Origin of the sequence: Aliiruegeria haliotis, from assembly GCF_003003255.1 — a bacterium.
GTDB classification, from domain to species: domain Bacteria; phylum Pseudomonadota; class Alphaproteobacteria; order Rhodobacterales; family Rhodobacteraceae; genus Tropicimonas; species Tropicimonas haliotis.
In genome coordinates, this window is record NZ_PVTD01000001.1 from 209413 (window position 1) to 223611 (window position 14199).

The window sequence follows — 14199 nt, forward strand, 5'->3', positions numbered from 1 at the left end:
AGAGACGATGCAGGACATTTTGAAACGAAATCAGGTGGTACGGCAGCGGGTGTTGAACGGGCGGGCGACACCAGCCTCCGTCAGGGGGGAGGAACGTGCTCAGCGGGCGTCCCACGGACAGTCCCACAGACTTGCAGAGAATGGGCTGTTCTCAAGCGACATCCCTGTCGGACGGAAGCGGCTGCCTTTCCCCGCGATTGCGCGGTCACAGCGGGCGGTGGGCAGACCAATTCGGCAGGCAATCCAACGTCTGCGGCGCCGGGGCGCGGGCGGCATGCGGAGGTCCATGGCGCCGCGAAACACACCGACGCCCGGCATGGCCGCCTTTCTGTCCAGGGCTGGCGGCAATTCCGCAAAATGTCGGGTTGCAGCGGGTAAGACTGATCTGTTCCAACACATGGGCGTCGCCCCCCTGGCCCAATGGGCCGCGTGGCGGATTGTGAAAGGGTTGAGCGCATGAGCGACGTGCACACGTCCAACAAGGCGGCTATCGCCCCCCTGCGGGCAGCGATGTACGACTTCGATGCAGCCACCGTGCGCGCCGCGCTCGAAGCCATCTTGGCAGCGGATGCCGTGGTTCACATGTGCCATCCATTCGGAGATCTCACCGGACCCGGTGAACTCTACGAGCGGTGCTATGCGCCCTTGCTCGCCTCGCTGCCGGATCTCGAACGGCGGGACTACATCGTGATGGCGGGTGTGGACGATTTCGGCAACGACTGGGTCGGCTGTGGCGGCTACTACACCGGGGTTTTCGTGGCGCCATGGCTCGACATTCCGCCCACCGGGCACCAGCTCCACATGCGGTTCCACGAATTCTACAAGTTCGAGGCCGGCAGGATAACGGAGATCCAGACGCTCTGGGATATTCCGGAGGTGATGATTCAGGCGAATGCCTGGCCGATGGCGCCGAGCCTCGGGCGTGAGTGGCACGTCCCTGGTCCCGCGACGCTTGATGGAGTCGTGCCGGGGCCATGGGACCGGGAAACCTCCACCGCGTCCTGTCAGCATATCGTGACCATGCTGGAATACCTCAAGAAGCACCCTTCGCAGGGCGGGCCGGAAGTGATGGAGATGGAGCGGTTCTGGCACGAGCGCATGAACTGGTACGGGCCCTCGGGGATCGGCACCGGGCGTGGCATCGCCGGGTTCCGCAACTGGCACCAGATCCCGTTCCTGTCAGGAATGCCCGACCGTGGCCAGTTCGTTGACGAGATCGACTATCATTTTTTCGGCGACGGCAACTATGCGGCTGTGACCGGCTGGCCGAACATGATCCAGACCGTGACCGACGATGGCTGGCTGGGCATTGCCCCCTCCGGCAAGCGGATCACCATGCGCAGTCTCGACTTCTGGCGGTTGGAAAACGGCCGGATCCGGGAAAACTGGGTCATGGTCGACATCCTCGATGCCTACCGGCAACTGGGTGTCGACGTGTTCCGACGCCTGCGCGAGTTCAACAAGGCAAGGGTGCAGGGGACGATCCCCTTCCCGGTGGGAGAACGCTGATGGGCATGGTCGTGCATGGCCGCGCCAGTTCCTCCAACGTGCAGGCGGTGATGTGGGGGCTGGCCGAGCTCGGCCTTTCCGCAGATCGCCGGGACGTTGGCGGGCGCTTTGGCGGCAATGACACGGCGGAGTACCTGGCCATGCACCCGATGGGGCTTGTGCCGGTGTTGCAGCACGGTGACGTCACGATGTTCGAAAGCGCCGCGATCCTGCGATACCTCGTGGAGCACCACGACCCGGAAGGCCGGCTGGCCACGACGCCGCGCGGGCAATCCTGGGCGGAATGGGCAAAGGCAACGCTCTGTGGAGCCTTCACGCTCCCGATCTTCTGGGCATTCTACCGCACACCGGAAGATCAGCGGGACATGTCGGCGGTGCACGACGCCCTGCGCCGGTTCGAGGATCTTGCCGGTATCGCCATGGCGGAGCGCGGCGGCGGCCCGTTCATGGCTGGTGCGCGGCTGAGCCTCCCCGATATCTGGGTCGGTCACGTGCTTTACCGCTACTTCACGCTGGATCTGCCCCGACAGCCGCCGGGCAGCTTGGAACGCTACTATGCCGCGCTCGTCGAACTGCCAGGCTACCGCGAGCACGTGATGGTCGATTACTCCGAACTCAAGGGGAGGCACGCGTTTTGACCTTGCCCCGCACGCCTTCCTTCCGGCTCGACGGGCGCCGCGCACTGGTGACCGGGGCCTCTTCCGGGATCGGGCTCGGCTGTGCCGTGGCGCTGGCCGAAGCGGGCGCGCATGTGGTCTGTGCCGCGCGCGGGGAGGGCCGGTTGCAGGACGCCGTCGACGAGATGACCACGGCGGGCCTTGCGGTCGAACCGCTGGTGCTCGATATGGCCGACCTGGACGCCCTGACCGCCGCGCTCACTGCGCAAGGCGCCTTCGACGTGGTCGTGAACTCGGCCGGGCTGGCGCGCCATTCGGCGGCGCTGGAGACCACGCCCGAGGATTACGACGCGGTCATGGGCATCAACCAGCGGGCGGCGCATTTCCTGTCCGTCGGCGCGGCCCAGGGCATGAAGTCGGCGCGCAAGCGCGGTTCCATCATCCACATCTCCAGCCAGATGGGGCATGTCGGCGGGATCGACAGGTCGGTCTATGCCGCGTCGAAGCACGGGCTGGAGGGCATGGTGAAGGCGATGGCGATCGAGTGGGGTCCGCTTGGCATCCGTGTCAACACGATCTGTCCGACGTTCATTCGCACCCCGCTCGGAGAACAGACCCTGTCGAACCCCGAGCGCCGCGCCTGGATCGAGGAGAAGATCAAACTCGGCCGCGTGGGCGAGATCGAGGACGTGATGGGCGCGGTGGTCTACCTCGCTTCCGACGCGTCGCTCATGGTCACCGGTTCGGCGCTGATGATCGACGGAGGCTGGACGGCGGATTGATGGCGGCACGGGTAACGGCACAGATGGTTGCGGAACGGGCGGGCGTGAGCCAGTCGGCGGTGAGCCGTGTGTTCACGCCGGGCGCCTCGGCTTCGTCCAGAACTGTGGAGAAGGTCCGCAAGGCGGCCGAAGAACTTGGCTACCGGCCCAATGTGCTCGCGCGGGCGATGGTCTCGGGACGCAGCCGGATGATCGGGCTGGTGGTTGCCTATCTCGACAACCACTTCTTTCCCGATGTTCTGGAACGGCTGTCCAACGCGTTGCAGGAACAGGGCTACCACGTGCTCGTGTTCATGGCCTCCCCGACAGGCAATGTCGACAACGTGCTGGAAGAGATCATGGGCTACCAGGTCGACGGGATCATCATGGCCTCCGTCGCCATGTCGTCCGACATCGCGCTGCGCTGCCAGGCGCGCGGGGTGCCGGTCGTGCTCTTCAACCGCTCACAGGACATCGATGGGCTGACCTGGGTGACTTCGGACAACGTGAACGGCGCCCGGCAGGCTGGCGAGTTCCTCGTGGCAGGCGGACATGAACGGCTCGGCTATATTGCCGGCTGGGACGGGGCCTCGACCCAACGCGATCGTGAGGCGGGATTCCGCAATGCGCTCGCCGATGCGGGGCGTCGGATCTTTGCCCGCGAGGTCGGCGATTTCCACAGCGAGCGGACGCAGGACGCCGCCCTGCGCATGTTCGACGTTCCCGCCGACAAACGGCCCGATGGCGTGTTCGTCGCCAACGACCACATGGCCACCATCGTGATGGACGTTCTTCGGTTCGACCTCGGGCTGCGGGTGCCGGAGGATGTGTCGGTCGTGGGCTACGACGATGCGCCGCCTGCCGCATGGCCGGCCTACAACCTGACGACGGTACGCCAGCGCGTGAACCTCATGGTCGAGGAGACCGTGGGTGCGTTGCTGGAGGCCATCGAAACCCCAAAAGACGCAAAACCAAGACACGTTGCCATGGATGCGCCGCTGATCGTGCGCGGCTCGGCCCGTGTTCCGGAAGGATGGACGACATGAAAGGCTTCGACCCGAAGTTCCGCGATTTTCCAGACTACATTGTCGGGATCACCAAGGAGATCTGGGAGGATCGCGGCATCGCGACCCTGCATGAATACTACGCGCCCGAGATCGTCGTGCGCTCGCCTGCCTCTGTCGTGCTTGGCAACCAGAATGTCATCGGCGCAACCATGGCGACGCTTGCGGAATTTCCAGACCGCGAACTTCTGGGAGAGGACGTGATCTGGTCCGGGTCGCCGGAGGAAGGGATGCTGTCCTCACACCGGATCATCTCCACGGCCACGCACCTTGCCGACGGTGTCTATGGAACGGCGACAGGGAAGAAACTCCAGTACCGCATCCTTGCCGATTGCCATGCCATCAACAACGCCATCGACGACGAATGGCTGATCCGGGACCAGGGCGCGATCGTGCGTCAGATGGGCTGGGAGCCAAGGGATTACGCGGCGGACCTGATCGACAGGGAGGGCGGGGCGGAGGCCTGCGTGAAACCGCTCACGCCCGCCAACGATGTCACGGGACCCTACAAGGGGCGCGGAAATGACAACGCGTGGGGCGGACGTTACGCGGAGATCCTGACCCGGATCATGGGGGCCGACATGGCGGTGATCGAGGCCGAATACGATCGTGCCGTCGAGGGCAATTACCCCGGCGGAGTGACGGGGTATTCCTTCGGCGCCGTGGACCGGTTCTGGATGGGGCTGAGGGCGTCCTTTCCGAACGCGCGTTTCGAGATCCATCACCAGATCGGCCGCGACGATGCCAATATGCCGCCACGCGCGGCCATCCGCTGGTCGCTGCACGGCCGCCATGACGGCTGGGGCGTTTTTGGCGCACCGACCGGGGCGGAGGTCTACGTGCTCGGCATATCGCATGCCGAGTTCGGGCAGGTGGCCACCGCCGAGCCCAAGGTGCGGCGTGAATGGACGCTCTTCGACGAGACCGCTGTCTGGAAGCAGATCCTGTTGCAGAGCGGGGAGGCCTGAGTGCGCCCCCAAAGCCGATATCCGATCGGGACCAGTGAGGGGATGAGGCGCTTCCACGCCCACCGCGCCAGCCTGCGCGCGAGGCGGCTGAACCTGCGACCGCCGGGAGCGGCGCGACCTCTGCCGACCCACCGCGCTTCCGACGACCTCAAGGGATTATCCACATGACTTCCATGGACCACCGCATCGTTCGCTACGGCGACCTGAAACCCTGCAAGACCGCCTTCATCGACGCCCACACGCCGGGCTCCGACCAGAAGGAGAATTTCACCATCATCGGCGGCGGCGTCTCCGAAAGCGCCGACCAGCACGTCCACATCACCGAAACCCCGGGGTTCAACATCGGGGCCGCGGGGCAGCCGCCGAAGTGCCGGAACTCGCTGCATTCCCATACAACTGCGGAGGTTTTCTTTGTCCTGAAGGGCCGCTGGCGATTTTTCTGGGGACGCTACGGAACCGCAGGGGAGTTCATTGCGGAGGAGGGGGATATCTTCAACATCCCTACCGGCATCTTCCGCGGCTTCGAGAACGTGGGGACCGACTACGGGATGATCATGGCCGTGCTGGGGGGCGACGACGCCGGTGGTGGCGTGACCTGGGCGCCGCAGGTGATAGAGGATGCTGCCGAACACGGCCTGGTGCTGGCCGAAAGCGGGCGGCTCTACGACACCAAGAAGGGCGAGGTGCTGCCCGATGGTGTGAAGCCGATGCCGCTGCTGACGGAGGAAGAGTTGAAGGGTTTTCCAGAGGTTCCCGTCGAAGGGGTGATCCGGGACTACGTGGCGCGGTACTGGGATCTCATGGCGCTTGCGGCAAAGCAACCCGCGAGGGTGATCGGCGAAAACGCCCTGCTCAAGGACAGGCCGGGCTTCGAGGTTGATTTCCTGACGCGCGGGTCCATCCCGGACGAGATGCAGACCCACGCGCGGCACACGGTCCTGATGCCGGTGCGGGGGCACTGGAAGCTGCGTTGGGAGGATGGGGAAACCGTCCTGAACCCCGGCGACACGGCGCTGATGGATCCGGGGCAGGCCCATGCGCTGGCACCGTCCATGACGGGGGAGGCCTCGCTCTATCGGATCACCGCGACGGAGGACCCGGCCGGGGCGACCTGGACCGGAAGCTGAGCATCAACGAGAGGCGTGCGGCCGGACCGGGCATCGAACCCGGCCCGGCCGTGCCGGACAGAGGTCCGGCGCGCCAGCCCTTGAGGGAGGAGACCGGGATATGACGAAGATCGCGACCACACATGTGGGAAGCCTGCCGCGCAGCCAGCAGGTGGTGGATTTCATCTTTGCGCGGGAACGGGAGGAGCCGTACGCAGAGGCCGATTTCGATGCCTGCATGGCCGCCGCCGTCTCCGAGACGGTGCGACTGCAGGTGGAGGCGGGGATCGATATCGTCAGCGATGGCGAGACCTCCAAGATCTCCTACGCGACCTATGTGAAGGATCGCTACACCGGGTTTTCCGGTGACAGCCCGCGGAACGCGCCGGCCGACCTGAAGATGTTTCCGGGATTCCTGCAGCGGTTGGCCGACGATGGCGGCACCCCGAAATACGCCCGGCCCATGTGCACGGGCGAGGTCCGCTCGAAGGGGCAGGGCGAGCTGGAGAAGGATATCGCCAACCTGAAGGCGGCAATGGCGGAGCACGGTGCGGCGCGGGGCTTCATGAACGCGGCATCGCCGGGGGTGATCTCGCTCTTCCTGCAAAATGAACACTACCCGACGCGGGAGGCCTACCTGGCCGCGCTGGCCGACGCGATGAAGGCCGAATACGAAACCATCGTGGCCGCGGGGCTGGACCTGCAACTGGACTGTCCCGACCTGGCGCTGTCGCGTCACATGCTGTTCACGGATCTGAGCGATAAGGAGTTCCTCGACGTGGCGGCCGCGCATGTCGAGGCGCTGAACCACGCCCTGGCCGATGTGCCGGAGGAGAAGGTTCGCATCCACATCTGCTGGGGCAATTACGAGGGGCCGCATTGCTGCGACATCCCCATGGACACGGTCTTTTCGACGCTCATGTCGGCGAAGGCCCGCTACCTGCTCTTCGAGACGTCGAACCCGCGCCACGCCCATGAATGGACCGTGTTCCGGGACCGCAAGGCGGAGATCCCGGAAGGCAAGATCCTTGTCCCGGGCGTCGTGGACACCACCACCAACTTCGTCGAACACCCCGAACTGGTGGCGCAAAGGATCGAGCGATTTGCCGGGATCGTCGGCGCCGATCGCGTCGTCGCGGGGTCGGATTGCGGGTTTGGCACGTTCGCGGGGTTCGGGGCGGTGGACCCCGACATCGCCTATGCCAAGCTTGGGGCGCTCTGCGAAGGGGCCGTGCTTGCGTCCGGCGGGACCCGGGACGCGGGTTGAACAACACCGGACAGCCGGTGAGAGAGAGGAAAGATGGACAGAACACTTGTGCAGCGGCTGCGCGCTGTCGATACCCCCACGATCTGCAACGCCATCGAAGTGGCCCAGGGCCAGCGCGGGTTTGCGGCGTTCACACGCGGGACAATGCTCTGCTCCGCCCCGGATGAACCGGCGATCGTCGGCTATGCCCGGACCGCCCGGATCGCCGCGCAGGAGCCGCCCACCGAGGCGCCGGAGGTCATTCGTGCCCGTCGCATGGCCTACTACCGCTACATGGCCGAGGCGCCGATGCCAGCGGTCTGCGTGATCGAGGATGTCGATTTTCCGGCCTGTGTCGGGGCCTTCTGGGGGGAGCTGAACACCAATGTTCACAAGGGGTTCGGCCTGTCAGGCACGCTGACCAACGGCGTGTTGCGCGATCTCGGAGACTTGCCGGAGGGCTATCCGGTCGTCGCCGGCTCGCTTGGTCCGAGCCACGCCTTCGTGCATGTGCGCGACTTCGATTGCGAGGTGGAGGTCTTTGGCTTGACGGTTCAGCCCGGCGACCTGATCCACGCCGACCGCCATGGTGCGGTGGTCGTACCGCCGGACGTCTTGACCGCACTCACCGCTGCCATCGAGAAAACGCAGGCCAATGAACGGATCGTTCTGGATGCCGCGGCGCAGGACGGCTTCGACTTCGCCGCATTCGAGGCGGCATGGGCGGAATTCGAGCGGCGCAGGACATGAGCAAGTCGTTGCGCCAAGGGGAGGCGCGATCACACCAGCAGCACGAGCACGGCGAGGTAGAACGGCAGCCCACAGCAGCCGTTCCCTTGCCAGCTTTGCGTTCTGGGGCGAATGCGACAAGTCGCGGGTGGCCATATCGGCGATGTCTTCCGTCTGCCTCTGGGCGCGCGATCGGAAGGCGAGGATCTTGCATTGTGGAAGTGGGCCGGACACACAGAGGATGGCGTTCCACTTCTCCACTCGCCCTCGATAGCCGGTTGTTTGAACAGCCGCGAACGCACCGTCGTGCAGACGACCTGACGGGACAGGCATGGACAAGGCCATCCACGCTGAGTTCTTGTCCGGGGGATGAATGCCGCGGGTCTTGGCGCCCTTGATGGCATTGAGCTTTCTCCGGTCGAGGCTTTCCAGTGGCTGGCTGAGTTGGCCGCCGTTGACGACCCTGATCGCGAAATCGCTGTCGGGTTCCTCTGCGGATTGCAGGGCAAGCGCTTCCACGATGACGACAAGCGCACGGGTTCTCCGAGGCTTGGATCTTCCGGAAGATCCCGGGTTCCTCGGGATTGGTGACAAGCGCGCGGCTGGCGGGCAGAAGCCTGCTCGGTACGACACGATTGGCTATCAATGAATGCAGCTTCACGATATCCGCGCGGACCATTCCCGGTGCGTCGGTCTGCACGGCTCGGCCAGCGCTCGCGTAATTGTCGACTTTTGTTTCCAACCGTATATTTTGTCGAAAAAAGACCTAGAAGGTTGGGGTGCTCCCCTCAATTTGGCCGGATAGACAACAGACGATATCGAAAAGGTCTATTATAAACAATATTCTAATCTTGTGACGCTAGTGCTGCAGGGGATATTGAAACCCGGAAAAAACTCGATATTATCTTGTTCATGGATAGCAGCGCATTGAGACCCCCGTCGGAAACTTCGGGGCAGGAATCTTCCGCAACCCACAAGGCCTACATGGCGCTGCGGCGCATGATTGTCGTGGGAGAGTTGCAACCGGGCGAAAAGCTCAAGATCGATCGGCTTCGTTCGGTTCTCGATACCGGTGCATCGCCGGTGCGCGAGGCCCTGAGCCTGCTGACCTCGGACCTGCTCGTGGAGCGCCTCGACCAGCGTGGGTTCCGGGCCGCAGAGACCAGCCGCGAGAACTTCATGGAGATCCTGACCTTGCGTTGCGAGCTGGAGGAGATGGCCCTGCGGCAGAGCATCGCCAATGCCGACGAGGCGTGGGAGGATGCGCTGGTACTGGCCCATCACAAGATGATGCGGGAGGGACGGGAGAACCTCGAAGCCTTCGAGGAGCGCCACAAGGCATTCCACATGGCCCTTCTGGCCAATTGCCGGTCGCCCATCCTGATGAAATTCTGCAGCCAGCTTTATGATCTGAACATCCGCTACAGGTATCTCGCCGGAAAGGCGCTGGACTACCAGAAGCGGGACGTCAGCGCGGAGCACAGCTCCATCCTCGAAGCGGCGGTGGATCGGGACTCTGACCTTGCCTCGGAACGGCTGCTCAGCCACTACCAACAGACCGGCGCGTTCCTGAACGGCTTGTTCAGCAACGCGGCAGGGCTGTCCTGATCGCGTAGCGGCCTGTCGGCAGGTGGAGGCACCAGCTTCCGAACGTGTCGAACTGGTCCATTGTCCAACACGCTCGAACACCTTCTCTGCGCACCTATGGGCGGTGTTCACGGCCATGTCGCGGGGCAGAACGACGCCGAATGTCAGGGAATCTGGATGGCGGCGGCATGGTGCGGGTGTGCATCCTCCTGCGGCGAAGGCCAGCCACGTGCAGAGTGGTGGCCAAAGGGAGGGAGGCGCTACTCCGCCGCCAGAACCAGGTCGAAATCGACGCGGCTGTAGGCGCCTTCGACCTTTCCGGAAAGCTCGAAACCATCCGGGAAGGAGCCAGCCGGTTGCGGCACATAGGTCATCACCAGATCATCGCGCACACCGAATACCGTGTCCTCGTCGAGGTAGGGATCGTCGTCGGGAAAAACCTCGGTGACAAGGGTGCGGTGCCCGGGCGCGGAGACGATGTAGTGCAGGTGGGAGGGGCGCCACGGGTGACGACCGGCGGCCCGCAGGATTTCGCCCACCGGGCCATCCTCCGGCACAGTGTAGCTCACCGGGCGAACGGTGGTGAAGGCATAGCGGCCGTTCCCGTCGCAGGTCATCAGCCCGTGGAAGGAATGGATGTGCTGGTCGGGGTCCTGGCTGGAGTACATTCCGTTGGGCGCTGTCTGCCAGATGTCGATCGTGGCGCCGGGCAGGGGATTGCCGGAGGTGTCGCGCACGGTGCCCTCGACCAGCAGCACCTCGCCTTCGAAATCGCGCTTCATGTCGCCACCGATTTCCAGCGGCGGCGGGTTGGAGACATGGAAGGGCCCCAGCACGGACGAGGAGGTCGCATCCGGTCGCGAATGGAGCATGTCCACCAGCGAGCTGAGGCCCAACACGTCCGACAGGAGCACGAATTCGTTCCGCTCCGGATCGGTGATGCGCCCGGCCCATTCGAGGAACTCGATGCCCTTGCGCCATTCGTCATGGGTCAGGTTGGTTTCGCGGGCGAAATCGTGGATGTGCTTCGCCAGCGCAAGCAACAGCTCGCGGGTTCGGTGATCGGTGTCCTCGGCGAAATAGCCAGAGAAAACCTCGGTGATGTTGTCTTTGGTAACGTTGCGCATGGGCGTGCCCTCAGTTCAGGATTGCGAGGCTGAGCGACGGGAACCGGATCAGCAGGATCAGCACGATCAGCATGACCAGTGCGAAGGGGAAGGCGCCGATGAAAACATCCTTTAGCGTGATCCGGTCATCGTCCAGCGTCGCCTTGATGACGAAGCAGGAGATGCCGAGCGGCGGCGTGAGCAACCCGATCTCCGCACCGACAACGGTGACGATGCCGAACCAGACGAGGCTGAGGCCCATCGGTTCGATCAGCGGCAGGAAGAGCGGCACGACGATCAGGATGATCGACGCCGTGTCCAGCAGCGTGCCGAGGAAGATCATCAGCACCACGTAGAAGAACATGATCCAGAAAAAGCTGAACTGCGCGGTTTCCAGAAAATCGCCAAGCGCGTTCGGGACCCCCGCCATGCCGAGCATTCGGCTGTAGATCGACGCCGCGGTGATCAGGAACAGGATCGCGGCGGTGATGTGGCCGGTCTCCAGCAGCGCATGCCAGAATCCGTGCAGGTTGATCTTGCGGCGGACCACCGCAATCACGAGTCCCAGCAGCGAACCGGTGGCCCCTGCTTCCACGGGCGTCAGCCAGCCGGTGTAGATGCCGCCGAGGACGACGACGATCAGCGAAGTGATCGGCAGGGTCTTTTCGGCGATCTCGCTCCAGGTCATCCATTCGGTGTCCTCGAAGGAGCGTCCGCCGATGTATTTCGGGGCGAACCTGCCCATGGTCCAGATCCAGGCGACATAGGCTGCGGCCAGCATCAGGCCCGGAACGATCCCGGCCTGGAACATCTCTCCCACCGATTGCTCGGCGACGAAGGAATAGATGATAAGCATCGCGGAGGGCGGGATGATCATGCCCAGTACCGAGGATCCGGCAACGACGCCCACCGCGAAGCGCGGGTTGTAGTCGTAGGACAGCATCTGCGGCACGGAAACCTTGGAGAAGACGGAGGCGGACGCGATCGATGAGCCGGTGACAGCAGCGAACACGGCGTTGGCACCGACGGTGGCCATGCCGATCCCCCCCTTCACCTTCCGAAAGCCGGAGTTCATGACCTCGTAGATATCCGCGCCGAGCCCGGCCTTGGAGACGATCAACCCCATGAACGTGAAGAGCGGCACCGTCGCGAAGGTGTACTCCATGACGCTGTCGCCGACGGCGATCTTGAGCAGGTTCATCGCCAGATCGAAATTGTCGCGCATCATCCAGATGGAGATGAAGGACACGACCCCGAGGGCAATCGGGATGTAGACCCCGATGTAGACAAGAACGACAATGGCGACGACCGAGGCGAGGCCAATTTCGATGGGGCTCACGACGGGTCCTCTTCTTCGTGTTCGGGAACGCGCACCAACTCGAAATTGTCCGCTTTCAGGACGACTTTCAGGATGAAGATGATCGCGCAGAGCGCGGCGCTCAGAAAAATGGTCAGCTTGATCGGCCACCAGGGCGCGGTGAAGACGCCGGGGATCCCGTAGTAATCCCTGGTCTCGAGCATTTCGACGAACTCGGGCCAGATGGCGATCGCGATCAGCGTCATGAAGATGGCCGACACGGTATTGATCACGCGACGGATGAAATTGTGGGTGCGTGGATACCTGTCGCCCAGTACCGTCAGGAAGCCGTCGGAGCGGGTGAGGCGATCGACGCGCACCACGTCCGGCAACTGAAGAAAAACGATGAGCACCATCGAGAATTGCACGACCTCGACAGCCCCAAGGAAGGGTTTGTTGAAGATGCCCCGGGCAACCACGTCGTAGTTTACAACGAGCACCAGCAACAGCACGACGATGGTGCCAACGGCATTCGCAGAGATCGCGATGCCGTTGGCCAGTTTCGACAGGCCGGTGATAACGGTCTTGGATGTGCCGTTCTTCATGTGAGTGGGTCCGACCTTGCCTGGTGTCACCTAGTTGGTCAGCTCTGCCGACCAGTCACGGACCGGTACGAATCCACCGTCCTTGAGCTTGGCCATGTAGGCATTCAGCATCTCTGTGCCCGGCTCGCCGGCATCGTCGAGCGTCTTCGCCCACTCCGCCGCCAGGTTCGGCATCGCCTCGGCCCAGGCCTTGCGGTCCTCGTCGCTCATTTCGACGATGGTGCCGCCGGCAGCGACATAGGCATCGCGACTCTCGCCAGCGCGGTCCATTGCAATACCGGCCACGTGATCACGGTAGAGCACGGCGACCTCCTGCAGGACGTCCTTCACCTCGTCGGGCAGGCCGTCCCAGTAGTCCTTGTTGACCGTGACGGTCTTCGAGTTCACGGCGCCAAGATCGGCCTTCAGCATGTAGGGCGCGACCTCCGCGATCTTGAAGGTCTTGGCGGCTTCCGGCCAGAGCATGGCATGGTCCGTCAACCCGGTCTGCACCATGTTGTAGAAATCCGTCAGACCACCGCGCACGCCGGCGGCGTCCTTGATGCCTTCGAGGTAGCGCAGGTTCATTCCGGCGCCGGCAACCTTGCCACCCTCGATGTCAGCCGTGCCGGAGATCTCGTTCCGGGAGAAGATCTGGTAGGTGTCCAGCACCACGCCCGTGGCGAGATAGACCTGGTTCTGCTCCTCGAACTCCTTCTGCATGGTCGGGAATTCCTTGGCGATCTCGTCAACCGCCTTGGCGACCGCGCGGCTGTCGGCTGCCACGAAGGGCGTGACCGCAGAGATCGCCTGGCTCGGCAGCTTGGAGTTGTGGAAGATGGTGGTGACAATGCCGATGTCACCCAGCCCCAGCTTCACGCCTTCCAGTACACCCTTCGGCTTCACGATCGAGCCGCCGTAGCTTTCCTGCCAGTCCATCTCGTAATTGCCGGCCTCGGCGAGGCGCTTGTCGACCTCTGGGATGAAGAAGTTGCTGAACTCCTGCACCCAGAGCGCCTTCGCGGGGTAGCCGTCGATGACGACGGCGGAGATTTTCTCCGCGGCAAATGCGGGCGCGGTGAGTGCTGTCGCCGCCAGCAGGCCAATGGCCGTGGTCCGTGTCCAGTTCTTGATCATGTTGTCCTCCCTTACAGACTGATCATGCCTCAGTGCGTGTGCCAGCTTATGTCCAGGTTGGTCCCGGCTTGTTCGTATAGCTTTGATATCGCGCAGTATTTCGCGGTCTCTCCGGCAACCCGATCCAGATCCTGCTGGCTGGCAGGGCCGTCCGAGGTCACGCGGAGGCGGATGGCCGTGAAGGGAACATCCACCTCTTCCATCAGCAAAACGCCGCGCCGGTCGAAGTCGACCTCCATCTCGAAGGACAGGTGGCCGATATCGATGCCGAGCTTGTCGGCGCATTTGTTGCCGATCGTATTGGTGCAGCCGATGAGCGCGGCATAGGCGGTCTCCGTGGGCGAGAACCCCAGATTGGTGCCGCCGCGTTCGACAGGCTCATCGATCCTGGAGGTGAGATCGCGCACCGAGACGTCCACGAGGCTGTGGCTCGCGCCGGTGCCCGACATCTTGATGGTGACGATGGTCTTCTGACGAATTGCCATTGT

At 63.7% G+C, this 14199-nt stretch carries 14 protein-coding genes; 9 read left to right on the plus strand and 5 right to left on the minus strand.

Translation table 11 applies throughout. From position 1 onward, the window contains the following. The first annotated feature begins 456 nt into the window (after positions 1-456). The 9 genes from CLV78_RS00930 (at position 457) to CLV78_RS00975 (ending at position 9608) form a co-directional block, all read left to right on the plus strand. Positions 457-1509: an ester cyclase gene (locus CLV78_RS00930; RefSeq protein WP_106202900.1), complete on the plus strand. Its 1053-nt coding sequence runs from the start codon at positions 457-459 to the stop codon at positions 1507-1509. Further along, positions 1509-2147: a glutathione S-transferase family protein gene (locus CLV78_RS24360; RefSeq protein WP_106202901.1), complete on the plus strand. Its 639-nt coding sequence runs from the start codon at positions 1509-1511 to the stop codon at positions 2145-2147. Before CLV78_RS00930 ends, CLV78_RS24360 begins: the two co-directional genes overlap by 1 nt. Beyond that, positions 2144-2908: an SDR family NAD(P)-dependent oxidoreductase gene (locus CLV78_RS00940; RefSeq protein ID WP_106202902.1), complete on the plus strand. Its 765-nt coding sequence runs from the start codon at positions 2144-2146 to the stop codon at positions 2906-2908. Before CLV78_RS24360 ends, CLV78_RS00940 begins: the two co-directional genes overlap by 4 nt. Next, on the plus strand, positions 2905-3933 hold the full coding sequence (locus tag CLV78_RS00945; RefSeq protein ID WP_106202903.1) for a LacI family DNA-binding transcriptional regulator: 1029 nt from the start codon (positions 2905-2907) through the stop codon (positions 3931-3933). The genes CLV78_RS00940 and CLV78_RS00945 overlap by 4 nt, the downstream gene beginning before the upstream one ends. After that, positions 3930-4919, plus strand: a complete 990-nt coding sequence (locus CLV78_RS00950) for a nuclear transport factor 2 family protein (protein WP_106203703.1) — start codon at positions 3930-3932, stop codon at positions 4917-4919. The genes CLV78_RS00945 and CLV78_RS00950 overlap by 4 nt, the downstream gene beginning before the upstream one ends. A 164-nt stretch (positions 4920-5083) precedes the next feature. Beyond that, positions 5084-6046, plus strand: coding sequence for a cupin domain-containing protein (locus CLV78_RS00955; protein WP_106202904.1), 963 nt, complete (start codon positions 5084-5086; stop codon positions 6044-6046). A gap of 100 nt (positions 6047-6146) precedes the next feature. Next, a complete protein-coding gene (locus CLV78_RS00960; RefSeq protein ID WP_106202905.1) occupies positions 6147-7292 on the plus strand; it encodes a cobalamin-independent methionine synthase II family protein in 1146 nt (381 codons plus the stop codon). A gap of 33 nt (positions 7293-7325) precedes the next feature. Further along, complete coding sequence (locus CLV78_RS00965; RefSeq protein ID WP_106202906.1) at positions 7326-8021, plus strand: RraA family protein; 696 nt, start codon at positions 7326-7328, stop codon at positions 8019-8021. A 963-nt stretch (positions 8022-8984) separates the two neighbouring features. Next, on the plus strand, positions 8985-9608 hold the full coding sequence (locus tag CLV78_RS00975) for a GntR family transcriptional regulator (RefSeq protein ID WP_245924800.1): 624 nt from the start codon (positions 8985-8987) through the stop codon (positions 9606-9608). 239 nt (positions 9609-9847) lie between these two features. Here the strand turns inward: CLV78_RS00975 and CLV78_RS00980 are convergent, their stop codons facing one another. The 5 genes from CLV78_RS00980 to CLV78_RS01000 are packed head-to-tail and all read right to left on the minus strand — an operon-like array spanning position 9848 to position 14196. Next, positions 9848-10714, minus strand: coding sequence for a dioxygenase family protein (locus CLV78_RS00980; protein ID WP_106202909.1), 867 nt, complete (start codon positions 10712-10714; stop codon positions 9848-9850). Between the two features lie 10 nt (positions 10715-10724). After that, positions 10725-12032, minus strand: a complete 1308-nt coding sequence (locus CLV78_RS00985; RefSeq protein ID WP_106202910.1) for a TRAP transporter large permease — start codon at positions 12030-12032, stop codon at positions 10725-10727. After that, positions 12029-12595 (minus strand): TRAP transporter small permease subunit, encoded by a 567-nt coding sequence (locus tag CLV78_RS00990; protein ID WP_106202911.1) that lies wholly within the window; start codon positions 12593-12595, stop codon positions 12029-12031. The genes CLV78_RS00985 and CLV78_RS00990 overlap by 4 nt, the downstream gene beginning before the upstream one ends. A gap of 30 nt (positions 12596-12625) precedes the next feature. Next, positions 12626-13711, minus strand: coding sequence for a C4-dicarboxylate TRAP transporter substrate-binding protein (locus CLV78_RS00995; protein ID WP_106202912.1), 1086 nt, complete (start codon positions 13709-13711; stop codon positions 12626-12628). Between the two features lie 29 nt (positions 13712-13740). After that, the gene (locus CLV78_RS01000; RefSeq protein ID WP_106202913.1) at positions 13741-14196 is read right to left on the minus strand and encodes an OsmC family protein; all 456 of its coding nucleotides are present in this window, start codon (positions 14194-14196) and stop codon (positions 13741-13743) included. Positions 14197-14199 lie beyond the last annotated feature (3 nt).